The 25,690-nt window shown below is 59.0% G+C and carries 17 protein-coding genes, 6 tRNA genes and 1 pseudogene; 6 read left to right on the forward strand and 18 right to left on the reverse strand.

Annotated elements, in window-relative coordinates:
* Window positions 1-163 precede the first annotated feature (163 nt).
* The 5 genes from lnt to miaB form a co-directional block, all read right to left on the reverse strand.
* Window positions 164-1,693 carry an apolipoprotein N-acyltransferase gene (gene lnt / locus I6G83_RS12715; protein WP_015671309.1) on the reverse strand — a complete coding sequence of 510 codons (1,530 nt, stop codon included), beginning with the start codon at window positions 1,691-1,693 and terminating at the stop codon, window positions 164-166.
* Between the two features lie 7 nt (window positions 1,694-1,700).
* The gene (gene corC, locus I6G83_RS12720; RefSeq protein ID WP_015671310.1) at window positions 1,701-2,579 is read right to left on the reverse strand and encodes a CNNM family magnesium/cobalt transport protein CorC; all 879 of its coding nucleotides are present in this window, start codon (window positions 2,577-2,579) and stop codon (window positions 1,701-1,703) included.
* An 83-nt stretch (window positions 2,580-2,662) separates the two neighbouring features.
* Window positions 2,663-3,136: an rRNA maturation RNase YbeY gene (gene ybeY / locus I6G83_RS12725; protein WP_054307023.1), complete on the reverse strand. Its 474-nt coding sequence runs from the start codon at window positions 3,134-3,136 to the stop codon at window positions 2,663-2,665.
* Window positions 3,133-4,188, reverse strand: coding sequence for a PhoH family protein (locus I6G83_RS12730; protein WP_015671312.1), 1,056 nt, complete (start codon window positions 4,186-4,188; stop codon window positions 3,133-3,135). The genes ybeY and I6G83_RS12730 overlap by 4 nt, the downstream gene beginning before the upstream one ends.
* Before the next feature lie 328 nt (window positions 4,189-4,516).
* Window positions 4,517-5,941 carry a tRNA (N6-isopentenyl adenosine(37)-C2)-methylthiotransferase MiaB gene (miaB, locus tag I6G83_RS12735; protein WP_054307024.1) on the reverse strand — a complete coding sequence of 475 codons (1,425 nt, stop codon included), beginning with the start codon at window positions 5,939-5,941 and terminating at the stop codon, window positions 4,517-4,519.
* A gap of 294 nt (window positions 5,942-6,235) precedes the next feature.
* On the opposite strand from miaB, the gene ubiF reads away from it, so the two are divergent.
* Window positions 6,236-7,417, forward strand: a complete 1,182-nt coding sequence (gene ubiF / locus I6G83_RS12740; RefSeq protein ID WP_054307025.1) for a 3-demethoxyubiquinol 3-hydroxylase — start codon at window positions 6,236-6,238, stop codon at window positions 7,415-7,417.
* 121 nt (window positions 7,418-7,538) lie between these two features.
* On the opposite strand, the gene I6G83_RS12745 is transcribed toward ubiF, so the two are convergent.
* The 12 genes and pseudogenes from I6G83_RS12745 to nagB form a co-directional block, all read right to left on the reverse strand.
* Window positions 7,539-7,613, reverse strand: a tRNA-Gln gene (locus I6G83_RS12745).
* A gap of 21 nt (window positions 7,614-7,634) precedes the next feature.
* Window positions 7,635-7,711 (reverse strand) — tRNA-Met (locus tag I6G83_RS12750).
* Window positions 7,712-7,750: 39 nt separating this feature from the next.
* Window positions 7,751-7,825: transfer RNA gene (locus tag I6G83_RS12755), tRNA-Gln, on the reverse strand.
* A gap of 47 nt (window positions 7,826-7,872) precedes the next feature.
* Window positions 7,873-7,947: transfer RNA gene (locus I6G83_RS12760), tRNA-Gln, on the reverse strand.
* Between the two features lie 28 nt (window positions 7,948-7,975).
* Window positions 7,976-8,060 (reverse strand) — tRNA-Leu (locus I6G83_RS12765).
* Window positions 8,061-8,068: 8 nt separating this feature from the next.
* Window positions 8,069-8,145: transfer RNA gene (locus I6G83_RS12770), tRNA-Met, on the reverse strand.
* A gap of 219 nt (window positions 8,146-8,364) precedes the next feature.
* Window positions 8,365-10,029: an asparagine synthase B gene (gene asnB / locus I6G83_RS12775; protein ID WP_015671315.1), complete on the reverse strand. Its 1,665-nt coding sequence runs from the start codon at window positions 10,027-10,029 to the stop codon at window positions 8,365-8,367.
* Between the two features lie 343 nt (window positions 10,030-10,372).
* Window positions 10,373-11,359: pseudogene (locus tag I6G83_RS12780) on the reverse strand (chitinase); the annotation flags it as partial.
* Window positions 11,360-11,549: 190 nt separating this feature from the next.
* Complete coding sequence (locus I6G83_RS12785) at window positions 11,550-12,302, reverse strand: HAD-IIA family hydrolase (RefSeq protein ID WP_015671317.1); 753 nt, start codon at window positions 12,300-12,302, stop codon at window positions 11,550-11,552.
* A 58-nt stretch (window positions 12,303-12,360) separates the two neighbouring features.
* Window positions 12,361-13,584 (reverse strand): DNA-binding transcriptional regulator NagC, encoded by a 1,224-nt coding sequence (gene nagC / locus I6G83_RS12790; protein WP_015671318.1) that lies wholly within the window; start codon window positions 13,582-13,584, stop codon window positions 12,361-12,363.
* Between the two features lie 23 nt (window positions 13,585-13,607).
* Complete coding sequence (nagA, locus tag I6G83_RS12795; RefSeq protein WP_015671319.1) at window positions 13,608-14,747, reverse strand: N-acetylglucosamine-6-phosphate deacetylase; 1,140 nt, start codon at window positions 14,745-14,747, stop codon at window positions 13,608-13,610.
* A gap of 22 nt (window positions 14,748-14,769) precedes the next feature.
* Window positions 14,770-15,570, reverse strand: a complete 801-nt coding sequence (gene nagB / locus I6G83_RS12800) for a glucosamine-6-phosphate deaminase (protein WP_015671320.1) — start codon at window positions 15,568-15,570, stop codon at window positions 14,770-14,772.
* A gap of 334 nt (window positions 15,571-15,904) precedes the next feature.
* Between nagB and nagE the strand changes: the two genes are divergently transcribed.
* The 5 genes from nagE (at window position 15,905) to I6G83_RS12825 (ending at window position 25,118) form a co-directional block, all read left to right on the forward strand.
* Window positions 15,905-17,935, forward strand: coding sequence for an N-acetylglucosamine-specific PTS transporter subunit IIBC (nagE, locus tag I6G83_RS12805; RefSeq protein ID WP_054307330.1), 2,031 nt, complete (start codon window positions 15,905-15,907; stop codon window positions 17,933-17,935).
* Between the two features lie 254 nt (window positions 17,936-18,189).
* Window positions 18,190-19,857, forward strand: a complete 1,668-nt coding sequence (gene glnS, locus I6G83_RS12810; RefSeq protein WP_015671322.1) for a glutamine--tRNA ligase — start codon at window positions 18,190-18,192, stop codon at window positions 19,855-19,857.
* Between the two features lie 762 nt (window positions 19,858-20,619).
* Window positions 20,620-22,065, forward strand: a complete 1,446-nt coding sequence (chiP, locus tag I6G83_RS12815; protein ID WP_054307828.1) for a chitoporin ChiP — start codon at window positions 20,620-20,622, stop codon at window positions 22,063-22,065.
* A 45-nt stretch (window positions 22,066-22,110) separates the two neighbouring features.
* The gene (chiQ, locus tag I6G83_RS12820; protein WP_407816042.1) at window positions 22,111-22,452 is read left to right on the forward strand and encodes a ChiQ/YbfN family lipoprotein; all 342 of its coding nucleotides are present in this window, start codon (window positions 22,111-22,113) and stop codon (window positions 22,450-22,452) included.
* Between the two features lie 2 nt (window positions 22,453-22,454).
* The gene (locus I6G83_RS12825; RefSeq protein WP_054305333.1) at window positions 22,455-25,118 is read left to right on the forward strand and encodes a beta-N-acetylhexosaminidase; all 2,664 of its coding nucleotides are present in this window, start codon (window positions 22,455-22,457) and stop codon (window positions 25,116-25,118) included.
* A gap of 115 nt (window positions 25,119-25,233) precedes the next feature.
* Here I6G83_RS12825 and fur read toward each other — a convergent pair whose 3' ends face one another.
* Window positions 25,234-25,680, reverse strand: a complete 447-nt coding sequence (fur, locus tag I6G83_RS12830; protein WP_015671326.1) for a ferric iron uptake transcriptional regulator — start codon at window positions 25,678-25,680, stop codon at window positions 25,234-25,236.
* Window positions 25,681-25,690 lie beyond the last annotated feature (10 nt).

The following is a 25,690-nucleotide window of genomic DNA, read 5'->3' on the forward strand; positions in this document are numbered from 1 at the left end:
ATAAAACCCGGCGGCACCGTTATGGTGCGGCGGATTTACCAGGCCGCGTGATCTCAGCTAATGCTGCCGCGCAGGGCAGGAGAAATAAAGCAAGGAGCATGCCAGGAGGGGGAGGCGGAGCGGAAGAAAAAGGGGACGCGCGGCGGCGTCCCCGTAAAGCAGATTAGCGGCGGCGCAGGCCGAACAGCAGCGCCAGGCCGCCCAGCAGCGCGGTAATCACCCACAGCGGCAGCGCGCCGAAGCGGGCGTACGGCGTGATGCCGGTGGTTGGCGTTACCTTCACCTCCAGCACCTGACGGGTAAACTGCGGGATCTCGGCAATGACGTCGCCGGTTGGCCCAACCGCGGCGGTGACGCCGTTATTGGTGCTGCGCAGCAGCGGCCGCCCCAGCTCCAGGGCGCGCATGCGCGCCATCTGGAAGTGCTGCCACGGACCGATGGAGTGGCCGAACCAGGCATCGTTGGAGATGGTCAGCAGGAAGTTGGTATCCGGGCGGAAGTTGTCGCGCACCTGTTGGCCGAGCACGATTTCATAGCAAATCGCCGCCGTCAGATCGTAGCCCTGCACCTTGATCGGCGACTGGACGTAATCGCCGCGGCTGAAAGAGGACATCGGCAGATCGAAGAACGGCGCCAGCGGCCGCAGCAGCGTTTCCAGCGGTACAAACTCGCCGAACGGCACCAGGTGATGCTTGTTGTAACGGTCGGCGGCCGGGTAGCGGTACGGCGCCTGTTCACCCAGCACGATGACGCTGTTGAAGTATTCCGTCCCCTGCCGGGTGGCGCGGGCGTCCACGATGCCGGTAATCAGGCTGCTGTGTTTGGCGCGCACCAGATCGTCCATCATGGTCAGGAAACCGTTCTGGTTGCTTTCCACGTCAGGAATGGCCGACTCCGGCCAGATAATGATCGGCGCCTTGCCCACATAAGGGCGGGTGGCGTCCAGATAGGCCTGCAGCGTGCTGACCAGCGCCTGCGGGTCCCACTTCAGCGACTGGGCGATATTGCCCTGCACCATGGCGACGTTAACCGCCTTATCGGGCTGCGGGGTAAACCAGTGCAGCTGACGCAGCGGCCACGGCAGCAGCAGCATGGCGACGGCGATAACCGCCGGCAGGATGCGGCGGCGCGCGACGGCGTACACCAGCAGGCCGCTGAGCGACATCAGCACCAACGTGATGCTGTCGACGCCCAGCAGCGGCGCCAGCCCCTTCAGCGGACCGTCGATCTGGCTGTAGCCGAACTGCAGCCAGGGGAAGCCGGTCAGCACCCAGCCGCGCAGGAATTCGGTAACCTGCCACAGCGCCGGGGCGGCGATCGCCAGCCGCAGCCAGTGGGTGCGCGGCCAGAGGCGCGTCAGCAGGCCGGCAAACAGCCCGGTGTACAGCGACAGGTAGGCGGCAAGCAGCACCACCAGGAAGATATTGACGGCGAACGGCATTCCGCCGAAGTCGGCGATGCTGACGTAGACCCAGTTGACGCCGCTGCCAAACAGCCCCATTCCCCACAGAAAGCCGAGCAGCGCCGATTGGCGCACGCTGCGGTCAAGCGTGACCGCCAGCAGCCCGCACAGGGAAACGATGGCCGCCGGCCAGATATCATAAGGGGAGAACGCCAGCGTGCCGCAGGCGCCGGTCAACAGCGCCAGCAGGGCGCGAACCCGCTGGCGATCGAATAAAGAGGCGTTGGCCATGTGAAATTTAGTCTTCCAGTTTCGGTTGCGGAGCGTTGTCCGGAATTTTTACATGAACCTGGATGATACGTCGACTGTCGGCCATGGCAACTTTAAACAGGTAACCTTCGATTTCAATGGTTTCCCCGCGGGTTGGCAGATGGCCGAAGGCCTGCATGATCAGGCCGCCGATGGTATCGACCTCATCATCGCTGAAGTGGGTATCGAAGGCCTCGTTGAAGTCTTCAATCGCGGTCAGCGCGCGCACGGTGTACATATGGCGGCTGAGCTGGCGGATATCACGATCTTCCTCATCGTCATATTCGTCTTCGATTTCACCGACAATCAGTTCCAGAATGTCTTCAATGGTCACCAGACCGGAAACGCCGCCGAACTCGTCGATGACGATCGCCATATGGTAACGCTGGGAGCGGAACTCCTTCAGCATGCGGTCGACCCGCTTGCTTTCCGGCACCACCACCGCCGGGCGCAGTACCCGATCGATGCTGAACGGCTCGGACTCCGCGCGCATAAATGGCAGCAGGTCCTTGGCCATCAGGATGCCTTCAATATGGTCTTTGTCTTCGCTGATCACCGGGAAGCGCGAGTGGGCGGAGTCGATGATCACATCCAGGCACTCTTCCAGCGACTGATTACGTTTGAGCGTAATCATCTGGGAGCGGGGGATCATGATATCGCGCACCCGCTGTTCGGCGATATCCATCACCCCTTCCAGCATATCGCGGGTATCGGGGTCGATCAGATCGTTCTGTTCGGAGTCGCGGATCAGTTCAACCAGATCGTCACGGTTTTTTGGTTCACCGTGGAATAACTGGTTAAGGAGCAGGGTAAAGAACCCCTTCTTGCTACTGGGGCTGTCGTTGCTTTGAGAATTGTCGTCGCTCATGGCGTTTTAGTTAATATCACTCATGTCAGAGTAAGGGGTTAGCGACAGCCCCGCGGGCGGGGCTGTGGGGTAATCAGCTAACGTCAAGTGGGATCTTTTTCCGCCAGATAGGGGTCGGGATAGCCCAGCCCCTGCATGATGTCGGTTTCCAAAGATTCCATTTCTTCGGCTTCATCATCGTCGATGTGGTCATACCCTAGCAGATGAAGGCAGCCGTGAACAACCATATGCGCCCAGTGGGCCTCCAGCGCCTTGCCCTGTTCGCTGGCTTCCTGCTCAACCACCTGCCGGCAGATGATCAAATCGCCCAGCAGCGGCAGTTCAATGCCCGGCGGCGCTTCAAACGGGAAGGAGAGCACGTTGGTCGGTTTATCCTTGCCGCGGTAGGTCAGGTTCAACTCATGGCTTTCCGCCTCGTCCACCAGACGGATAGTGACCTCCGACTCGGGCTGAAACTGCGGCAGCACGCTGTCCAGCCAACGCTGGAACGCGGCTTCGTCAGGCAGGCCGGCGGTGTTTTCACAGGCAATTTGCAAATCGAGAATGACCTGGCTCATGGCGTCTCCTGCTCGGAGGCCAGCTGCGCCTCGCGCTTGCGCTGTTCCGCGAGCGCCTCTTTGCGCTTCTGCTCTTCGGCTTCCCAGGCTTCATAGGCGATGACCACGCGCGCCACCACCGGGTGACGCACTACGTCTTCGCTGTGGAAGAAGTTAAAGCTGATCTCTTCCACCGCGGACAGCACTTCCACCGCGTGGCGCAGGCCGGATTTCTGGTTACGCGGCAGGTCGATCTGCGTCACGTCGCCGGTAATCACCGCTTTGGAGTTGAAGCCGATGCGCGTCAGGAACATCTTCATCTGTTCGATGGTGGTGTTCTGGCTCTCATCGAGAATGATAAAGGCGTCGTTCAGGGTGCGGCCGCGCATATAGGCCAGCGGCGCGACCTCAATCACGTTGCGTTCGATCAGCTTCTCGACGCGTTCAAAGCCCAGCATTTCAAACAGGGCGTCGTACAGCGGACGCAGGTAAGGGTCGACCTTCTGGCTGAGATCTCCGGGCAGGAAGCCGAGCTTTTCACCCGCTTCTACCGCCGGACGGGTCAGCAGAATGCGGCGCACTTCCTGCCGCTCCAGCGCATCGACCGCGGCGGCCACCGCCAGATAGGTTTTACCGGTACCGGCCGGGCCGATGCCGAAGGTGATGTCGTGGTCGAGAATATTGGCGATGTACTGCGCCTGGTTCGGCGTGCGTGGTTTCACCATGCCGCGTTTGGTTTTGATGTTCACCGCTTTGCCGTAGTCCGGCACGCTGTCGGCAACCTGTTCCAGTACGCGGCTCTCTTTGATCGCCAGATGGATCTGTTCCGGGTCGATATCGGGGATCACGCCGCGGATCGGCGCCGTGTCCACGTACAGGTGACGCAGAATATCGGCGGCGGCCACCACGCAGGGGTTTTTACCGACCAGTTTAAACCGGTTGTCACGGCGGCTGATTTCAATCCCCAGCCGGCGTTCGAGCTGTTTGATATTGTCATCAAACGGGCCGCACAGGCTGAGCAAACGCTGATTGTCTGCGGGCTCTAACAGAATTTCTTGTGTTGCGACGTTCAAACTATTCCTCTAGGTCACATCGGGCCTGTTGATGTCACGTTGCGCGTACGGGACGCGCGCGTTCAGGGCAAAACCTGAGTCATCTCTATCCGGCATCATACTTCCGGCAGCGCTGCCGAAGTCAGACGGATATACGATGAATTATTCATGGTGCGCGGCGAGCGCGCAAGTTTACCCCTGATCTATCTGTGCGCCAGCGCAGGAATTCAAGGGGAAATCATGAAAAATGCGACCCACTTCGCCGCGTAAGCGGGTGGCCGCAAAATAAAACAGCCGGGCAAACGCCCGGCCAGGTTACGCTCATTGCAGGTGATCGCGCTGACGAGTATTAAGGCTGGTAGCTGCCGACGCCCAACTCATCTTCTTTACGGGTGCGGGCGATCACCGACTGCGGAGATTCGTGCACGCGCAGATCCATCTGCTGTTCGGTGCGCACCACGACGCCGCGCAGCGAGTTGGCCAGCACCTCGGTAATCTCTACGTCGACAAACTGGCCGACCATATCCGGCGTGCCTTCGAAGTTGACCACCCGGTTGCACTCGGTGCGGCCCGCCAGCTCCATCACGTTCTTGCGCGAGGTGCCTTCAACCAGGATGCGTTGTACGGTGCCCAGCATGCGGCGGCTGAACTGACGCGCCTGCTGGCTGAGGCGATCCTGCAGAATATACAGGCGCTGTTTTTTCTCTTCTTCGCTGACGTCGTCCACCATATCGGCGGCCGGCGTGCCGGGGCGCGATGAGTAGATAAAGCTGAAGCTGGTGTCGAAGTTGACCTCGGCAATCAGGTTCATGGTCTGCTCGAAGTCGGCCTGCGATTCGCCCGGGAAGCCGATGATAAAGTCGGAGCTGAGCTGGATATTGGGCCGCACCTTGCGCAGCTTGCGGATAATCGCCTTATATTCCAGCGCGGTATGCGCGCGCTTCATCATGGTCAGAACGCGGTCGGAACCGCTCTGTACCGGCAGGTGCAGATGGCTGACCAGCTCCGGCGTGTCTTCATACACCGCGATGATGTCGTCGGTGAACTCGATCGGATGGCTGGTGGTGAAACGGATGCGGTCAATGCCGTCGATGGCCGCCACCAGGCGCAGCAGTTCGGCGAAGGTGCAGATATCGCCGTCGTAGGTGGCGCCGCGGTAGGCGTTGACGTTCTGGCCCAGCAGGTTGACCTCGCGCACCCCTTGCGCCGCCAGCTGCGCGACTTCGAACAGGATATCGTCGCTCGGGCGGCTGACTTCTTCGCCGCGGGTGTACGGCACCACGCAGAAGGTGCAGTATTTGTTGCAGCCTTCCATGATGGAGACAAAGGCGGTCGGGCCTTCGGCGCGCGGCTCCGGCAGGCGGTCGAACTTCTCGATTTCCGGGAAGCTGATATCGACGATCGGGCTGCGGGTGCCCTGCACGTGGTTAATCATCTCCGGCAGGCGGTGCAGCGTCTGCGGCCCGAAAATAACGTCGACGCAGGGCGCGCGCTGGCGAATGTGGTCGCCTTCCTGCGAGGCGACGCAGCCGCCGACGCCGATAATCAGATCGGGATTCTTCTCTTTTAACTGCTTCCAGCGGCCCAACATAGCGAAAACTTTTTCCTGCGCTTTCTCGCGGATTGAGCAGGTATTCAGCAGCAGCACGTCCGCCTCTTCGGCGTTTTCGGTCCATTGGTAACCGTGCGTGCTTCCCAGTAAGTCTGCCATTTTGGATGAATCGTATTCATTCATCTGACAGCCCCAGGTTTTGATATGTAGTTTCTTGGTCATCGAATAGCCATTATCAGTGCGAAGCGAAATTAAGCTGCATTATACCCGAATCACTCAGGCTGCAGGGAGACGGCAACGCAGCGAGCGTCCCGCGCGCGGCTGCCGTGAGCCTGCGCCTTGCTTACGACGGGAATAGCGACATTGCAGAAGGGGCATTGTAAACACTTGCCGCGGCGGTGACCAGCGCGGGGAAAATCTCCTGTGACCTGAAGCCGGATGAAAAATCCGGTACACTAAGGGGCAATACGCCGCGCAGGATAGGGCGGCGCTCACCAACCAACAAGCATAACCAACATGAAGACTTCTCAAACAGGGTACGACGTCGCCGTAGTCGGCGGCGGCATGGTCGGCGCGGCCGCCGCGCTCGGGCTGGCGCAGGCCGGTTTTCGCGTGGCGCTGCTGGAGCATCAGGCGCCGGCGGCGTTTGAACCGCACAGCGCGCCGGATCTGCGGATTTCCGCCATTGGCTGCGCCTCGGTGGCTCTGTTGAAACAGCTGGGCGCCTGGCCGGCGCTGGCGCAGATGCGTTCGGCGCCGTACCGCCGGCTGGAAACCTGGGAGTGGGAGTCGGCGCGGGTGGCGTTCGACGCCGCCGAGCTGGGCCTGCCCGAGCTTGGGTTTATGGTGGAGAACCGTCTGCTGCAGCTGGCGCTGTGGCAGCAGCTGCAGCACTGCGACACGCTGACGCTGCACTGTCCGGCCAGGCTGCAGGCGCTGCGGCGTGAGGATGAGGCGTGGCGGCTGGCGCTGGACGACGGTGAAACGCTGACGGCGCGGCTGGTGGTCGGCGCCGACGGCGCGCACTCGCAGGTGCGCAAGCTGGCGGATATCGGCGTCAGCGGCTGGCAGTATCGTCAGTCCTGCATGCTGATCACCGTGCAGACCGGCGCGCCGCAGCAGGACGCCACCTGGCAGCAGTTTTTCCCTTCCGGCCCGCGCGCCTTCCTGCCGCTGTATGACGACTGGGCCTCGCTGGTGTGGTACGACAGCCCGCAGCGCATCCGCCAGCTGCAAAGTATGCCGATGGCGCAGCTGGAGCAGGAGATTACCGCGGCGTTTCCGGCGCGGCTCGGTGCCGTGAAGGCGCATGCCGCCGGCTCCTTCCCGCTGGTGCGCCGCCATGCCCAGCGTTACGTCCTGCCGGGGCTGGCGCTGGTCGGCGATGCGGCGCACACCATCAACCCGCTGGCCGGGCAGGGGGTTAACCTGGGCTACCGCGACGTTGACGCGTTGCTGAATGTCCTGCTGGAGGCGCGTGATCAAGGAGAGGAGTGGGCAAGCGAGGCGGTGCTGCAGCGCTATCAGCGCCGGCGCCGCGCCGACAACCTGCTGATGCAGAGCGGGATGGATCTGTTCTATACCGCCTTCAGCAACCGCCTGGCGCCGCTCGGCGTGGCGCGCAACCTGGCGCTGATGGCCGCCGAACGCGCCGGTGGGTTGAAACAGAAGGCGCTGAAGTATGCGCTGGGGTTATAAGCTGCCGGGCAGTCGCCGCGCAGCGTGAGCAACAGAAGGTCGGGACGCCCGGCCTTTTTCTTTGTTTGCGTGTGGAAGAGCAGAAAAGCAAAAAGCCCAACGAAGTGGGCTTTTCTAAATGTGGCTGGGGTACGAGGATTCGAACCTCGGAATGCTGGAATCAGAATCCAGTGCCTTACCGCTTGGCGATACCCCAATTGTGAAAGCAATTTAGCAATGGTGGCTACGACGGGATTTGAACCTGTGACCCCATCATTATGAGTGATGTGCTCTAACCAGCTGAGCTACGTAGCCGCGCTAAATATTGCTTTATCGACTTGCAGGTTGTTTGTATGGCTGGGGTACCTGGATTCGAACCAGGGAATGCCGGTATCAAAAACCGGTGCCTTACCGCTTGGCGATACCCCAACAACCGTTACAAATCTTTCCTGCTTACCGCCTTCTCAGAGAGAAGATGGCTGGGGTACCTGGATTCGAACCAGGGAATGCCGGTATCAAAAACCGGTGCCTTACCGCTTGGCGATACCCCATCAGCAGAGCCGACGACGATGAAGAGAGTGGTGCGGGAGGCGAGACTTGAACTCGCACACCTTGCGGCGCCAGAACCTAAATCTGGTGCGTCTACCAATTTCGCCACTCCCGCAAAAAAGATGGTGGCTACGACGGGATTCGAACCTGTGACCCCATCATTATGAGTGATGTGCTCTAACCAGCTGAGCTACGTAGCCATCTTTTTTCGCGCTACCTTCATCGGCGTTGCGGGGCGCATTATGCGTATATGACCGATTTGCGTCAACAAGTTTTTTGCCGAAAAAGCGTTGCAGGCTGCCGTTTGTCTGGGTTGTGAACAGTATGGCGATAAAATCGGCAATTCATTCAATTTATGGTTTAAAACATCAACAAAAAGGCGAACCCGCAGGTTCGCCGTCGTATTGATCTATAGCGGTTTACTGATAGGCGGACTGGTGCACGCCGACGGCGCGGCCGGACGGATCGTCCATTTTTTTGAATGATTCATCCCACTCAATCGCCTTGGCTGATGAACAGGCCACCGACGGGCCGCCCGGCACGCACTCGGCGGCGCTTGGCAGCGGGAACAGCTCTTCAAAAATCTCACGGTACAGGTAGCCTTCTTTCGAGGTCGGCGTGTTGTACGGGAAGCGGAAACGTGCGGTTTCGAGCTGTTGGTCGCTGATTTGCTGCGCAGCCACCTCTTTTAAGGTGTCAATCCAGCTGTAGCCCACGCCGTCGGAGAACTGCTCTTTCTGGCGCCAGGCCACGCTGGCCGGCAGATAGGATTCGAAACACTCGCGGATAATGTGTTTTTCCATTTTGCCGTTGCCGCACATTTTATCCTGCGGGTTGATGCGCATCGCCACGTCGAGGAATTTCTTGTCGAGGAACGGTACGCGCGCCTCAACGCCCCAGGCGGACATCGCCTTGTTGGCGCGCGCGCAGTCGAACATATGCAGCGCCAGCAGTTTACGCACCGTCTCGTCGTGGAACTCGCGCGCGTCCGGCGCCTTATGGAAGTAAAGGTAGCCGCCGAACACTTCGTCGGCCCCTTCGCCGGACAGCACCATCTTGATGCCCATCGCCTTGATCTTGCGCGACATCAGATACATCGGCGTCGAGGCGCGGATGGTGGTGACGTCGTAGGTTTCAATGTGGTAAATCACGTCGCGGATGGCGTCCAGACCTTCCTGCACGGTGAAGTGAATTTCATGGTGCACGGTGCCGAGGTGGTTGGCCACCTCCTGCGCGGCGCGCAGATCCGGCGAACCTTGCAGGCCGACGGCGAACGAGTGCAGCTGCGGCCACCAGGCTTCGCTGCGCTCCTGATCTTCCACGCGGCGCGCGGCGTATTTTTTGGTGATGGCGGAAATCACCGACGAGTCCAGGCCGCCGGACAGCAGCACGCCGTAAGGCACGTCGGACATCAGGTGGCTTTTTACCGACTCTTCCAGCGCGTTGCGCAGCGCATTGGCGTCGGTGACGCTGTCTTTGACGCTGTCATAGTCAAACCAGTCGCGCTGGTAATATTGGCGGATCTCGCCGTCCTGGCTCCACAGGTAGCTGCCGGCGGGGAACTCTTTAATGGTGCGGCAGACCGGCACCAGCGCCTTCATTTCCGAGGCGACGAACAGGTTGCCGTGCTCATCAAAGCCCATATACAGCGGAATGATGCCGATATGGTCGCGGCCGATCAGGTAGGCGTCTTTTTCCGCGTCATACAGCGCGAAGGCGAACATCCCCTGCAGATCGTCGAGGAACGCCGGGCCCTTCTCCTGATACAGCGCCAGGATCACTTCACAGTCGGAGCCGGTCTGGAACTGATAGCGGTCGCTCAAGGCGTCGCGCAGCGTCTGGTGGTTGTAGATTTCGCCGTTTACCGCCAGAACGTGAGTATGTGCCGCGTTATACAGCGGCTGCGCGCCATTATTGACATCGACGATCGACAGGCGCTCATGCGCCAGAATAGCTTTATCGCTGGCGTAAATGCCGGACCAGTCCGGGCCGCGGTGGCGCATCAAACGAGACAGCTCGAGCGCTTTTTTACGCAGCTCAGCGGGATCGGACTTCAGATCGAGCACACCGAAAATAGAACACATACAAACTCTCCTAAACGACTTTTTCTGGGACTGTGATGTTGTTTTTTGCTGTTATACGCAGCCGGAAGCATGGCTGCGGGCTGTTTATGAAAATGCGCCAAAAGCGACGTCGGGCGCAAGCGTTTTCATATTCAGGGGAAAAATAGTTATTGGCGGGGTGCCAACTTTTAACGAATATTCATATTTAAGGCTTATTTTTTGATGAATCGTTAAATGAAGCGCGCTGTCGGTGGTTTTTTGGGCGCTCGGCGGCGGGAAAGATTAAGCATCAGACAGGTTACCGGCGCGGCGATGTTCGCCAGCCGGTAACCCGGGCGGGGAAATGCCGGGCGGGTTAACCGTTGCCGTGAATCAAGGCGCGATAGCGCGTGCTGAATTCCCAGGCGTAGGGCACGCCGCTTTTGCTTTTACCGTTGTCCCAGTTGATGGACCAGGTCATCAGCCCTTTGATTGACAGCGCTTTATCATCCAGACGCCGGAAGGCGTTGTAGACCGCCTGCGGGTCGACCACATAGCCGGTTGCGGCGGCGTCGACGTTGCTGGGCAGGCCGATGGCGAACTTGTCTGCGGGGATACGCGCAAAGCCGCGGGTGCCCGTTACCAGGCTTTCGGTCAGGTAAAACAGAAAGTCCTCTTTCATCGCGTCGTTGTTTTGCGTGATCCAGGCGCCGGCGCCGCCGTTGGCCTCGTCAACCCACAGGCCGTCGCCGCCCTGGTTATAGTATTGCGGCGCAATAAAGTCATACACGCCGTCGAGCGCGTTAATATAGTCCAGGTAGCTGCCGCCGGTGCGTAAATAGGGGAATTCCGGCGCCATGCTGATGATGAAGTTTTTCCCCTGCGCGGCGTAATGCGCCTTAACGCTTTTCAACGCGGCGGGCAGCACGGTTTTATTATTGGCGGCGCCAATCGCGGCCTGTTCCAGATCGATATCCAGCCCGTCAAAACCGTAGGTTTCCACCAGGCGGATAATCTCATCTTTCAGTTTCTCTTCGTCGCCGGTCTTCAGCTCAATATGCGCGTCGGCGCCGCCGAGGGAGATCAGCACCGCACGTCCCTGGCCGTTGAGCGTTTCGACCTGGCTGCGGAACGCTTCGTCCGTCAGGTTATACGGTTTGAACGTCGGAATGCCCTGGCCCTTCATAAAGGCGACGGCGATAACGTTATAGGCCTCGGGAATATCGGTCAGGTTCATATTGGCGAATTGCCCCTGCTGATAGCCGTCGCTGGCGCCCGCCTGCCAGTTATGCCAGAAACCCATCAGGATTTTTTTACCGCTGATATCCGGCATGGCATTGTTAACCATGGTTGCATTTATCTCACTCATCATAACCTCGTCATATTTTAGGGAAGGATTACGTGGCGCGCGGCGGCGATGGCCGGCCTGCGCGTAATGAAATAATGCGTGGTTTCACCGGCGGCAGAATGAAAGTTTTATCCGCGACAAATAAATAAAATTCAAGATGATGGCGGGGAAGAGCGGGAAGGGATACGGCGACGGGAACCCGCCGCCGCAGCGATCAGAACAGGTCGATATCGGCGACCGACGGGAAGATATAGGTCGGACGGAAAGGCATGCTTTCAATATCGTTCGGCGTAGAGACGCCGGACAGCACCAGAATCGTTTCCAGGCCGGCCTGGAAGCCGGCCAGAATGTCGGTGCGCAGGTTATCGCCGACGATCACCGTCTCTTCCGAGTGGGCCTGCATCTTGTTCAGCGCGGCGCGAATGATCCACGGGCTGGGCTTACCGACGTAAAACGGTTTACGGCCGGTGATCTTTTCGATCGGGGCGCACAGCGCGCCGCAGGCCGGCACAAAGCCGTGGCCGTGGGTATCCGGGTTGGTGGCGATAAAGCGCGCGCCGTTACTGACGAAGTAGGCGGCCTTGTGGATCATCTCCCAGTTGTAAGAGCGGGTCTCGCCGACGATCACAAAATCGGGGTTGATGTCGGTAATGGTGAAGCCGGCTTTATACAGTTCGTGAATTAACGCGCCTTCGCCCACCACATAGGCTTTTTTACCTTCCTGACGGCGCAGGAAATCGGCGGTGGCCATCGCCGAGGTATAGAACGCGCTTTCCGGCACGTCCAGACCGGCGGCGGCAAAGCGGTTGGCCAGATCCTGCGCGGTCTGCGACGGGTAGTTGGTCAGCACCACCAGCGGCATGCCCTGTTCCTGAATGCGCGCCAGAAAGCGGTCGGCGCCGGGAACGGCGGTATTGTCATGCATCAGTACGCCGTCGATATCACAGATTACGTTTTTAATCGTCATGGTGGGGGGATCTCATCAAGACGGCGGAGAGCGTGCTGCCCTCCGCCTGAAAATAGGGTCAGTTTTCCAGCAGGCGCTGCAGCAGCACGCCGTTGAGCATGGCGCGCTTGGCCAGGGCAAACGCGCCGATCGCCGAACGATGGTCAAGTTCCGACGTGACGACCGGCAGGTTTTTACGGAAATCTTTCAGTACCTGATTATTGATGCAGCTTTGTATCGCCGGCAACAGGACTTTATGCGCTTCGGTGATCTCGCCGGCGATCACCACTTTTTGCGGGTTAAACAGGTTGATGGCGATCGCCACCGCTTTGCCCAGGTAGCGGCCGACGTGGTCGATCACTTCGCCGGCCAGCAGGTCGCCGCGGTTGGCGGCCTTGCAAATGGCGTTGATGCCGCAGTCGTCCGGCGACAGCAGCTTGCTGGGGTAGCCCTGCGCCAGCAGCTGGCGCACCCGCTGTTCGATGGCGGCGTTGGCGGCAACGGTTTCCAGACAGCCGAAATTGCCGCAGTGGCAGCGTTCGCCGAGCGGGTCGATTTGAATATGGCCGATTTCGCCGACGTTGCCGTTATTGCCGAGGAAGATCTGGCCGTTAACGATAATGCCGGCGCCGGTGCCGCGGTGCAGCCGCACCAGAATGGAGTCTTCGCAGTCGCGCGTGGCGCCGAAGTAGTGCTCCGCCAGCGCCAGGCTGCGGATATCATGGCCGACGAAGCTGGTGACGTTGAAGCGCTGCTGCAGGTGCTCGACCAGCGGCCAGTTATCGACGCCGATATGCGGCATATAGCGCACGATGCCGTGGGAAGGATCGACCAGCCCGGGCAAGATCACCGAGATGGCGATCAGCTCGCGCAGCTTGCGCTGGTAGCTGGCGATAAACTGTTCGATAGCGTTGAACAGGGCGTTTTCCAGCGTTTCCTGCGTGCGTTCCGGCAGCGGGTAGTGCTCTTCGCCGAGCGATTTACCGCTCATGTCATACAGGGTGATGGTGGCGTCGTGACGGCCAAGGCGCACGGCGACGGTGTGAAACTGACGGGTTTCGCTGACGATGGAGATAGCGCGGCGGCCGCCGGTGGAGGCTTGCTGATCGACCTCTTTGATCAGCCCGCGCTCCAGCAGCTGGCGGGTAATTTTAGTCACGCTGGCGGGGGCTAGTTGGCTAAGTTCGGCGATTTGGATGCGCGAGATTGGCCCTTGCTGGTCAATCAGGCGGTATACCGCCGCGCCGTTAAGTTGTTTGACTAAATCTACGTTGCCGATCTGTGCCTGTCCGCCAGTGCTCATCAATAAAGTTACTCGCTGTCTGATTAAACCTCGTTACCGTTAACGAGCGTTTTGGTAATGGTGAAGTCGCGGGTAAAGGCGGTCAGGTTCGCCACTTTACCGGCTTCGATACTGCCCAGACGCTGGTCTACGCCGATGGCGCGCGCCGGATAGAGCGTGGCCATACGCAGGGCTTCATCCAGGGCGATGCCGACATGTTCCACGCTGTTCCGCACCGCTTCGATCATGGTCAGCGCAGAACCGCTCAGCGTGCCGTTCTCATCGACACACAGCCCGTCCCGATAGTATATGGTTTTACCGGCGAAAATAAATTGATCAATATCGGCGCCCGCCGGTGCGGTGGCGTCGGTGACCAGCACCAACTTATCACCTTTCAGGCGTTTAGCGTTACGGATACTCGCCCAGGCGACGTGATGACCGTCGGCGATAATCCCGGTATACACTTCCGGCGTATCGAAGATCGCGCCCATCAGCCCCGGCTCGCGGCCGGTGATGTACGGCATGGCGTTGTACAGGTGGGTGGCGAAGCTGATGCCGGCGGCAAAGCCGGTGCGCGCCTGCTCATAGGTGGCGTTGGAGTGGCCGGCGGAAACGATGATGCCGGCGTCGCGCAGCTGGGTGATAAAGTGCGGCTCCACCATTTCCGGCGCCAGCGTCACCTTGGTGATGACATCGGCGTTGGCGCACATATAGTCCACCATCTCTTTGTCCGCGCGGCGGATAAAGGCCGGGTTATGGGTGCCTTTTTTCTGCGGGCTGAGGTAAGGCCCTTCCAGGTGCAGGCCAAGCGCCTGATTGCGCCGTTTTTTCAGATAAGCGCGCATCACCTCGACGCTGTGCTTCATAAATTCGTCGCTGCTGGTGATCAGCGTCGGCAGGTAGCTGGTGCAGCCCGATTTTTCATTGGCGTGCTGCATGATCTCCAGCGTCTCCTCGGAGATGGCCTCCAGCGCGTCGTTAAACTGGACGCCGCCGCAGCCGTTCAGCTGAACATCAATAAAACCGGGGGCCAACAGGGCGCCGCCCAGGTCGCGCGTTTCGATGCCGGCCGGCAGTTCGGCCAGCGGGCAAACGCGTTCAATCAGGCCGTCGGCGATCACTACCGCATGGTCATCAAGCACGTCGTGGCCGGTGTAAATACGGCCGTGGATTAAAGCGAACATGTAGCCCCCTACAAACAAAAAATTAAAGATTCTTCACGCTTTCCGCTTCCAGTTCACGGAAGTACTTAACGGTTTTAACCTTCAGCTCCATGGTGGACGGCTCGTCGCATACCACGATGGCTTTGGCGTGCAGCTGCAGACAGCTGATGGTCCACATATGGTTGACGTTGCCTTCTACCGCCGCCTCCAGCGCCTGCGCCTTGGCGTGGCCGGTCACCAGAATCATCACTTCTTCCGCATCCAGCAGCGTACCGACGCCGACGGTCAGGGCGTATTTCGGCACCTGGCTGACGTCGCCGCCGAAGAAGCGCGAGTTGGCGATGCGGGTATCTTCGGTCAGCGTTTTGATACGGGTGCGGGACGCCAGCGAAGAGGCCGGCTCATTAAAGGCGATATGGCCGTCAATTCCCACGCCGCCCATAAACAGGTTAATTTTGCCGTAGGCTTTGATTTTCTCTTCATAGCGGCGGCATTCGGCGTCGACGTCTGGTGCGTTACCGTTCAACAGATTGATATTTTCACGCGGGATATCAACGTGATCAAAGAAATTACGGTACATGAAGGTATGATAGCTTTCCGGGTGCTCCTGCGGCAGGCCAACATATTCATCCATATTGAACGTCACAACGTGCTTAAAGCTTACTTCACCTGCTTTGTGCATCGCAATCAGATGTTTGTAGGCTTCCAGCGGCGTGCCGCCGGTCGGCAGGCCCAGCACGAACGGACGTTCCGCCGTCGGGTTGAAGGCATTGATGCGTTGTACGATATGGCGGGCGGCCCATTTGCCTACTTGTGCGGTATCTTTCAGTGGGATAAGTCTCATCATACACCTCTTGGGTAAGTAAACTATGGCTATACTGATCGAGCCCTGACAGAAGGCTTAAGCCTAATCCAGCTTTATCGTTTCTGCGTTGGGGTGCCTCAGTATCGATTTTTTTAATGATAAAATAAGTTTTGTGCGATGGCTAGCAATGTCACCGTTAAACTGACCTTTTTGGTGATTCAAATCACAAAAAGGGAGGTTTTAATTTGCGATACGAATTAATTTTTTTACACTCCGCATGAGTAATGTGTGCCATGCGTTATTTTTAAAAAGGTAGTGAGATTTCTCAATAAACTACCAATAGGATCCGTCCGCGGATGAATAGGGGGAAAAGGTGAACATTCTTAGTTACTTACAAAAAGTGGGGCGTGCCTTGATGGTGCCGGTCGCCACGCTGCCGGCCGCCGCGATATTAATGGGCGTCGGCTACTGGATTGACCCGGTAGGTTGGGGCGGCGACAACGCGGTTGCCGCGTTCTTTATTAAGTCCGGCTCGGCCATTATCGACAATATGTCGGTGCTGTTCGCCATTGGCGTCGCCTACGGCATGTCGAAGGACAAGGACGGCGCAGCGGCGCTGACCGGCTTCGTCGGCTTCCTGGTGTTGACCACCCTCTGTTCGCCGGCCGCGGTGTCGATGATTCAGAAAATCCCGCTGGATCAGGTGCCCGCCGCGTTTGGTAAAATTGAAAACCAGTTCGTGGGGATCCTGGTGGGGATTATCTCCGCCGAAATCTACAACCGCTTCAGCAGCGTCGAGCTGCCGAAGGCGCTGTCGTTCTTCAGCGGCCGCCGCCTGGTGCCGATCCTGATCTCCTTCCTGATGATTCTGGTCGCCTTTATCCTGATGTACGTCTGGCCGCTGATCTTTAACGGTCTGGTGAACTTCGGTGAATATATCCAGAAAATGGGCTCGGTCGGCGCCGGTCTGTACGCCTTCTTCAACCGCCTGCTGATCCCGGTCGGCCTGCACCACGCGCTGAACTCGGTGTTCTGGTTCGACGTGGCCGGCATTAACGATATCCCTAACTTCCTCGGCGGCCAGCAGTCTATTGAAGCCGGCAAGGCGGTGGTGGGCATCACCGGTCGTTATCAGGCGGGCTTCTTCCCTATCATGATGTTCGGCCTGCCGGGTGCGGCGCTGGCGATTTACCACTGCGCGCGTCCGGAGAACAAGGCTAAAGTGGCGGGCATCATGATGGCCGCGGCGTTTGCCGCCTTCTTCACCGGCATCACCGAGCCGCTGGAGTTCTCCTTTATGTTCGTGGCGCCGGTGCTGTACGTGATCCACGCGGTCCTGACCGGTATCTCCGTCTTTATCGCCGCCAGCATGCACTGGATTGCCGGCTTCGGCTTCAGCGCCGGCCTGGTGGATATGGCGCTGGCCTCCCGCAACCCGCTGGCGACCCACTGGTACATGCTGATCCCGCAGGGGCTGGTGTTCTTCGTCATCTACTATCTGGTGTTCCGTTTCACCATCACCAAATTCAACCTGATGACCCCGGGTCGTGAACTGGCGGTCGCCGGTGATGAAACCGACGGTTACGATGTCGACGCCGCCGCCGGCAAAGATGAAAACGCCACCACCACGCTGGCTCGCCGCTATGTGAGCGCGATTGGCGGTTCCGATAACCTGACCGGGATTGACGCCTGCATCACCCGCCTGCGTCTGAATGTGAAAGATTCCGCGCTGGTGAACGATGCGCTGGCGAAACGTCTGGGCGCCTCCGGCGTGATCCGTCTGAACAAGCAGAGCGTGCAGGTGATTGTCGGCACGCAGGCCGAGCTGATCGCCAGCGCGATGCGCGGCGTAGTGGCCGCCGGTCCGGTCGCCGCCGCCAGCGTGCCGACGACGCCGCAGGCCGAAGCGAAGCCGCAGGCGGTGCCTAACGCGCCGCAGGCCGTGGAGCTGGAAGCGTTGGTCGCGCCGGTCAGCGGCGAAGTCGTGGCGCTGGATCAGGTGCCGGACGAGGCCTTTGCCAGCAAAGCGGTGGGCGACGGCGTGGCGATCCGCCCGACCGACAGCATCGTGGTTGCGCCGGCCGACGGCACGGTAGTGAAAATCTTCAACACCAACCATGCCTTCTGCCTGGAAACCGACAAGGGCGTTGAGCTGGTGGTGCATATGGGCATCGATACCGTGGCGCTCAACGGCCAGGGCTTCAAGCGCCTGGTGGAAGAGGGCGCCGAGGTGAAAGCCGGTGAACCGGTGCTGGAGATGGATCTGGCCTACCTGAACGCTAACGCACGTTCGATGATCAGCCCGGTGGTGGTCAGCAACGTGGATGATTACGCCGGCCTGGGCGAACTGGCGAGCGGCAACGTGGTTGCCGGCCAGACCCGACTGTACGTGATCAAGAAATAACGATTTTTACCTGAGTAGTACCATATTGGGTGCCAACGAGTCATGACGGGACGCACCCGACGTTTGGCGGGAAGAGAGCAATCTCTTCCCGCTTTTTTATTGGGCGCTCGGGGACAGGTTGCACTTTTCCGGTGCAATGGCGCATGATGGGGCGGAGATAATATTTTTTTGCTGAAACTAACGGTTGTTTCCAAACGTGGCTTGTTGGATCATAGGCGGTTATGTGAAGCACTTTGCATTTGAGGAATAGTGAAATGAGTGAGGCAGAAGCCCGCCCAACCAATTTTATCCGTCAGATCATCGATGAAGATCTGGCGTCAGGGAAGCATACGACGGTTCATACCCGCTTCCCGCCTGAACCTAATGGCTATCTGCACATCGGCCATGCGAAATCCATCTGCCTGAACTTTGGCATTGCCAAGGATTACCAGGGGCAGTGCAACCTGCGTTTTGATGATACCAACCCGGTGAAAGAAGATATCGAGTTCGTTGATTCCATCAAGCATGACGTTGAGTGGCTGGGTTTCCAATGGAGCGGCAACGTTCGTTACTCCTCTGACTATTTCGACCAGCTGCACCACTATGCCGTTGAGCTGATCGGCAAAGGCCTGGCCTATGTTGATGAACTGACGCCGGAGCAAATCCGCGAATACCGCGGCACCCTGACCGCGCCGGGCAAAAACAGCCCGTACCGCGATCGCACGGTGGAAGAGAACCTGGCGCTGTTCGAAAAAATGCGTAACGGCGAGTTTGCCGAAGGCACCGCCTGCCTGCGCGCCAAAATCGATATGGCGTCGCCGTTTATCGTAATGCGCGACCCGGTGCTGTATCGGATCAAATTTGCCGAACACCACCAGACGGGCAACAAGTGGTGCATCTACCCGATGTACGACTTCACCCACTGCATTTCCGATGCGCTGGAAGGCATTACCCATTCGTTGTGTACGCTGGAGTTCCAGGACAACCGCCGTCTGTATGACTGGGTGCTGGATAACATCACCATTCCTTGCCACCCGCGTCAGTACGAATTCTCGCGTCTCAACCTTGAGTACGCCATCATGTCGAAGCGCAAGCTGAACCAGCTGGTGACCGAGAAGATCGTGGAAGGCTGGGACGATCCGCGTATGCCGACCGTGTCCGGTCTGCGTCGTCGCGGCTATACCGCCGCCTCGATCCGCGAATTCTGTCAGCGTATCGGCGTCACCAAGCAGGACAACAACGTCGAAATGATGGCGCTGGAGTCATGCATCCGCGACGATCTGAACGAGAACGCGCCGCGCGCCATGGCGGTGCTGGATCCGGTCAAAGTGGTGATCGAGAACCTGCCGGCAGATCGGGTGGAAACGGTGACCATGCCTAACCATCCGAACAAGCCGGAAATGGGCAGCCGCGAAGTGCCGTTCAGCCGCGAAGTGTATATCGACCGCGCTGACTTCCGTGAAGAAGCCAACAAGCAGTACAAGCGTCTGGTGCTGGGCAAGGAAGTGCGTCTGCGTAATGCCTACGTGATCAAGGCGGAGCGCGTTGAGAAAGACGACGCCGGTGAAATCACCACTATCTTCTGCAGCTATGATGCTGAGACGTTGAGCAAAGATCCGGCCGACGGCCGCAAGGTGAAGGGCGTGATTCACTGGGTGTCGGCAGCGCATGCGGTGCCGGCGGAAATCCGCCTGTACGATCGTCTGTTCAGCGTGGCGAACCCGGGCGCGGCAGAGGACTTCCTCGCCACCATTAACCCGGAATCGCTGGTGGTCAAGCAGGGCTTTGTTGAGCCAAGCCTGGCGCAGGCGCAGCCTGAGCACGCCTACCAGTTTGAGCGTGAAGGCTATTTCTGTGCCGACAGCCGCGACTCTTCGGCCGAGCATCTGGTGTTTAACCGCACCGTGGGCCTGCGCGACACCTGGGCGAAAGTGGGCGCATAAGCCCGGCTTACGGCCATTCCGCCGATCAAAGCGCAACCAAGGTTGCGCTGAGGTTGATGACAAAGTGGCCTGAGAGTCCGAGATACTCGGGCCTAGCGTAACGAGGGGCACTCCGGCGGCTTACGCCGCTACGACCCCATCGCCACGCTCTCCCTAATAACAGGCTTTATCAGCAGTCTGAGCGCAACCAAGGTTGCGCTTTTTTTTATCTCTCTGTCCGATACTTCAATATTTTTACAGTTAATCCCCGGGCGGTTGCCGCACGATTAAACCTCATTATCCGATATTACCGGGATAATCAGGCGGTTTTTATTACATCGCGCGCTGGACGCCATCAGCATGTCGCCATTTATTAATATAAACTTATATATTCGTGACGGAAAATAATGGAGATAAGAGAGCGCTCTCTGTTTCTTGCTATTTTTCCCCGAACGTTGAGCTGAAACCATTCAACTCAGGCTAAATCGATATTGTTAGTATATTTCTTTTTGATTTAACTTAACTTTTATATTAACCCTCGCTATTTTTTTGACGCGTAACAAATCCTCATCAATATGTGCTCCTTGTCATACTTTGACAAACTTATTGCATTTTTCATTTGATAATTCGCATCGCGAAAAATAGTCTGTAATTAGCAATAAATGCTGTGGGGTTTTTCCGACGGCAACACTTTTTACCCGTTTCAGGGTTTTTTATTAGCGGCCGTTCGAGGCGGTGATGGGCAGCGGCGGCCGTACTTTTATGTCAAAGAGGAATTTTATTATGGCTACGCACGGTGTTCGGCGTAATACGCTGACGCTTGCTGTCGCGGGCGCGCTGTTGGGGACGGGGCTGGCGATGCCCCCGGCGGCGCAGGCAGCAGGGTTTATCGAGGATTCCACGCTCAGCGGCGGCCTGTATTACTGGCAGCGCGAACGCGATCGTAAAGATTTAAATAAAACCAAAGAGATGACCAGGCCGGACGGCAGCAGCGTCACGGTAAATAATCCCGACTACAACAGCTACACCACCAATTTGTCCCATGCGACCGCCAACCTGAGCCTGGATTTCAGCTCCGGCTACGCCTGGGACATGCTGGGCCTGGACGTTGCCGCCTTCAGCGCAATTGAAATTGCGGAAAGCAAAGACAGCGGCCACCCGAACGAAATCGCTTTTTCCAGCAGCAACCGCACCTATGATGAAACCTATCAGGGCGATAAGGGCGGGGTCAGCCTGTACAAGGCCGCCGCCAAATTCAAATATGGCCCGGTCTGGGCGCGCGCCGGCTATATTCAGCCCAGCGGGCAAACGCTGCTGGCGCCGCACTGGAGCTTTTTACCGGGCACCTATCGCGGCGCGGAGGGCGGCGCCAACTTTGACTACGGCGATGCCGGCGCGCTGAGTTTCTCTTATATGTGGGCCGATAAATATAAAGCGCCATGGCATACCGTGATGGACGACTTCCGCCAGAATGACCGGAAAACCTCGGTATCCTATCTGCACTCCGTCGGCGCCAAATATGATTTCAAAAACGATCTGGTGCTGGAAGCGGCGTTTGGGCAGGCGCAGGGCTACGTGAACCAGTATTTCGCCAAAGCCGCCTATCAGTTTGAGCTGTTCGGCAATCCGCTCACCACCAGCTATCAATTCTACGGCGCTGAAGACCGCATCAGCGACCGGCACGATCCCAACAGCATCTATGACGGTCTGGCCTGGCTGCAGGCGCTGACCTTCGGCTACACCACCGGTCAGTTTACCTGGCGTCTGGAGGGCACCATGGTCAAGGCCGAGGGCAATCAGGGTTACTTCCTGCAGCGCATGACGCCGACCTATGCCTCTTCAAACGGCCGCCTGGATGTGTGGTGGGACAACCGCTCCGACTTTAACGCCAACGGCGAGAAAGCGCTCTACGCCGGGGTGATGTACGACCTGAGCAAGTGGAACCTGCCGGGCTGGGCGGTCGGCGGCTCTTACGTCTACGCCTGGGACGCCAAACCGAGCACCAACCCGATCTATGACCAGAGCCAGCGCCTGAAAGAGAGCGCCTACAGCCTGGACGCCATGTACACCGTGCAGGAAGGGCGCGCCAAGGGCACGCTGTTCAAGCTGCACTTCACGCAGTATGACAACCACTCCGATATTCCGAGCTGGGGCGGCGGCTACGGCAACATCTTCCAGGATGAGCGCGACGTCAAATTTATGGTTATCGCACCGTTCACCATCTTTTAATCGCTGCCCCGGCGTCGGGGCAGGGTGACAGGGGGCAGTTGCATGATGAGAACAATGTTGTTGGCGGCCGCGATCGCGGCGGGGCTGACCGGCTGCGTACAGCCGCAGGCGGCGCCGGAGGATGGCCGGTTACGGCAGGCTTACGCCGCCTGCATCAATACCGCGGAAGGATCGCCGGAAAAATTGCAGTCCTGTCAGGCGGTGCTGGAGGTCTTGCGGCAAGAGCGGCGGCACCAGACGTTTGCCGCACAGGAAACGGTGCGCGTGATGGATTATCAAAAATGTATTCAGGCGCTGCACAGCGGCGACGGCCAGGCGTATCAGGCGCGCTGCGGCCGGCTGTGGCAAGAAATTCGGGCGAATAACCACGATTACCAAGGAGGCTGAAGATGAACAAATTTAAACTGAGTGCCCTGGCCGTACTGGCGGCGACCGCCGGCATGTTCGGCGCGGCCGGCAGCGCCATGGCGGATCAGCCGCTGGTGGAGCGCCTCAGCCAGCTGAAGCTGAATATCAAAATGTTGGATAACCGCGCCGCCGACAGCGGCGTGGACTGCGCCAGACTGGGCGCCGACTGGGCGGCCTGCAACAAGGTGCTGATCACGCTGGCCAACGACGGCCAGGCGATTACCGCCAAAGACTGGGCCATCTATTTCCACAGCCCGCGTCAGACGCTGGAAGTGGGCAATAAGCAGTTCCGCATCACTCACCTGACCGGCGATCTGTATAAGCTGGAGCCGACCGCAGCGTTCCGGGGCTTCCCGGCCAACCAGGCGGTGGAAATTCCCATTGTGGCGGAGTACTGGCAGCTGTTTAAGACCGATTTCCTGCCGCGCTGGTATGCCACCGCCGGTGATGCCAAACCGCAGGTGCTGGTCAATACCGATAGCGAAGATCTGGATCGGTTTGTGGCGCCGTTTGGCGACGACCAGTGGAAGCGCACCAAAGACGATAACAACGTGCTGATGACGCCGGCCTCGCGCTTTACGCGCAACGCGGATGTGCAGACGTTGCCGGCCGCTTCACTGCGCGGCCAGATTATCCCGACGCCGATGTCGGTACAGATCCATGCGCAGGATATCGATCTTGGCAACGGCGTGGCGCTGAACCTCGACGCGCTGGATCAGGCGTCAGCGGAGGTGGTGCGCGAGCGCTTTAAGCAGCTTGGCGTCGCGAGTGCGGCGACGGGCTACCCGATCGTCACCGAGATCAGACCGGCATCGTTTAGCGGCGAGATGGCGCAATCCGGCGCCTATAAATTGACGCTGGGCGAGAAGGAAGCGCGGATTACCGGCTTTGACCAGAGCGGGGTGTTCTACGGTCTGCAGTCCATTTTGTCGCTGATTCCGCTGAATGGCGAGAAGAAGATTGCCGCGCTGGAGGCGAGCGACGCGCCGCGCTTTGCCTACCGCGGGCTGTTCCTCGACGTGGCGCGCAATTTCCACCATAAGGACGCCGTGCTGCGCCTGCTGGATCAGATGGCGGCCTATAAGCTGAATAAATTCCATTTCCACCTGACCGATGATGAGGGCTGGCGTATTGAAATCCCCGGCCTGCCGGAGTTGACGGACGTCGGTGCGCAGCGCTGCCATGACCTGAGCGAAACCACCTGTCTGCTGCCGCAGTACGGTCAGGGGCCGGATGTCTACGGCGGTTTCTTCTCGCGTCAGGATTACATCGACATTCTCAAGTATGCGCAGGCGCGACATATTGAGGTGATCCCGGAAATCGACATGCCGGCGCACGCCCGCGCGGCGGTGGTTTCCATGGAGGCGCGCTACCAGAAACTGATGGCGCAGGGCAAGCAGCAGGAGGCGGAGGCGTACCGGCTGGTCGACCCGACCGATACCTCGAACACCACCTCGGTACAGTTCTTTAACCGTCAGAGCTACCTGAACCCGTGCCTGGACTCCTCCACCCGCTTTGTCGACAAAGTGATGGGGGAACTGGTCAAAATGCATCAGGAGGCGGGGCAGCCGATCGGCACCTGGCACTTTGGTGGCGATGAGGCGAAAAACATCCGTCTGGGGGCCGGCTACACCGACGTGAAGAAACCGGAGGCGGGCAAGGGGATGCTCGATCTGAGCAAGGAAGATAAGCCATGGGCGAAGTCGCAGGCCTGCCAGCGGCTGATCGACAGCGGTAAAGTGGCGGATATGGAACATCTGCCGAGCTACTTCGGCCAGGAGGTCAGCAAGCTGGTGAAGGCGCACGGTATCGATCGGATGCAGGCCTGGCAGGATGGCCTGAAAGACGCCAAGGACGCCAAAGCGTTCGCCACTTCGCGTGTGGGCGTCAACTTCTGGGATACCCTGTACTGGGGCGGTTTTGACTCGGTGAACGACTGGGCCAACAAGGGTTATGAAGTGGTGGTCTCCAACCCGGACTATGTCTATCTGGACTTCCCGTATGAAGTGAACCCGAACGACAGCGGCTATTACTGGGGCACCCGCTTCAGCGACGAGCGCAAGATTTTCAGCTTTGCTCCGGACAATATGCCGCAGAATGCCGAAACCTCGGTCGACCGTGACGGCAACGCGTTCAGCGCCAAGAGCGACAAGCCGTGGCCGGGGGCGCACGGTCTGTCCGCCCAGCTGTGGAGCGAGGTGGTGCGAACCGATCCGCAGATGGAGTATATGATCTTCCCACGTGCGCTGTCGGTGGCCGAGCGCGCCTGGCACCGCGCCGACTGGGAGCTGGACTATCAGGCGGGCCGCGAGTACAAGGGTGGGGAAACCCGCTTTGTCGACGGCAAAAAGCTGGCGCAGGAGTGGCAGGTTTTTGCCAATATCCTGGGGCAGCGTGAACTGGCCAAGCTGGATGCGGGCGGTATCCGCTATCGCCTGCCGGTGCCGGGCGCACGCATTGACGGCGGCAGGCTGGAGGCCAATATTGCACTGCCGGGCCTGACCATCGAGTATTCGACCGACGGCGGTCAGAGCTGGCAGCGCTATGATGACGCCGCCAGACCGGCGGTGCAGGGCGAGGTGCAGGTGCGTTCGGCAAGCCCGGACGGCAAGCGCTTCAGCCGCGCGGAGCCGGTAACGGCCTAAGCCAAACGTCTGCGGCGCCCATCGCTATAACGGCGGGCGCCGCAGCGGCTCCTCGATCGACAGGCATAAAAAAACCGCCGTGCGGCGGTTCCTGATTTACGCTGGCAGGCCAGCTTTATTTCTTGTTATGCAGCGTATCGTTTTCACGGCAGTCACCGCTGGTGCAGTGGCCATACAGGTACAGGCTGTGGTTGGTGAGCTTGATGCCGTGCTGTTTGGCGATATCACGCTGACGCGCTTCGATGGACTCATCGCTGAACTCGATCACTTTGCCGCAGTCCAGGCAGATCAGGTGATCGTGGTGATGCTGTTGGGTCAGCTCAAATACGGACTTGCCGCCTTCGAAGTTGTGACGGGTAACGATACCGGCGTCGTCAAACTGGTTCAGTACGCGGTAAACCGTCGCCAGACCAATCTCTTCGCCCATGTCGATCAGTTTCTTATACAAATCTTCCGCACTGACATGATGGCAAGCCGGATCTTGCAGCACTTCCAGGATTTTGAGTCGCGGAAGCGTGACTTTTAAGCCGGCCTTCTTCAATGCGGTGTTGTTGTCAGTCATGCGGATTCAG

It is taken from the genome of Serratia rubidaea, assembly GCF_016026735.1.
Lineage (GTDB): Bacteria > Pseudomonadota > Gammaproteobacteria > Enterobacterales > Enterobacteriaceae > Serratia_B > Serratia_B rubidaea.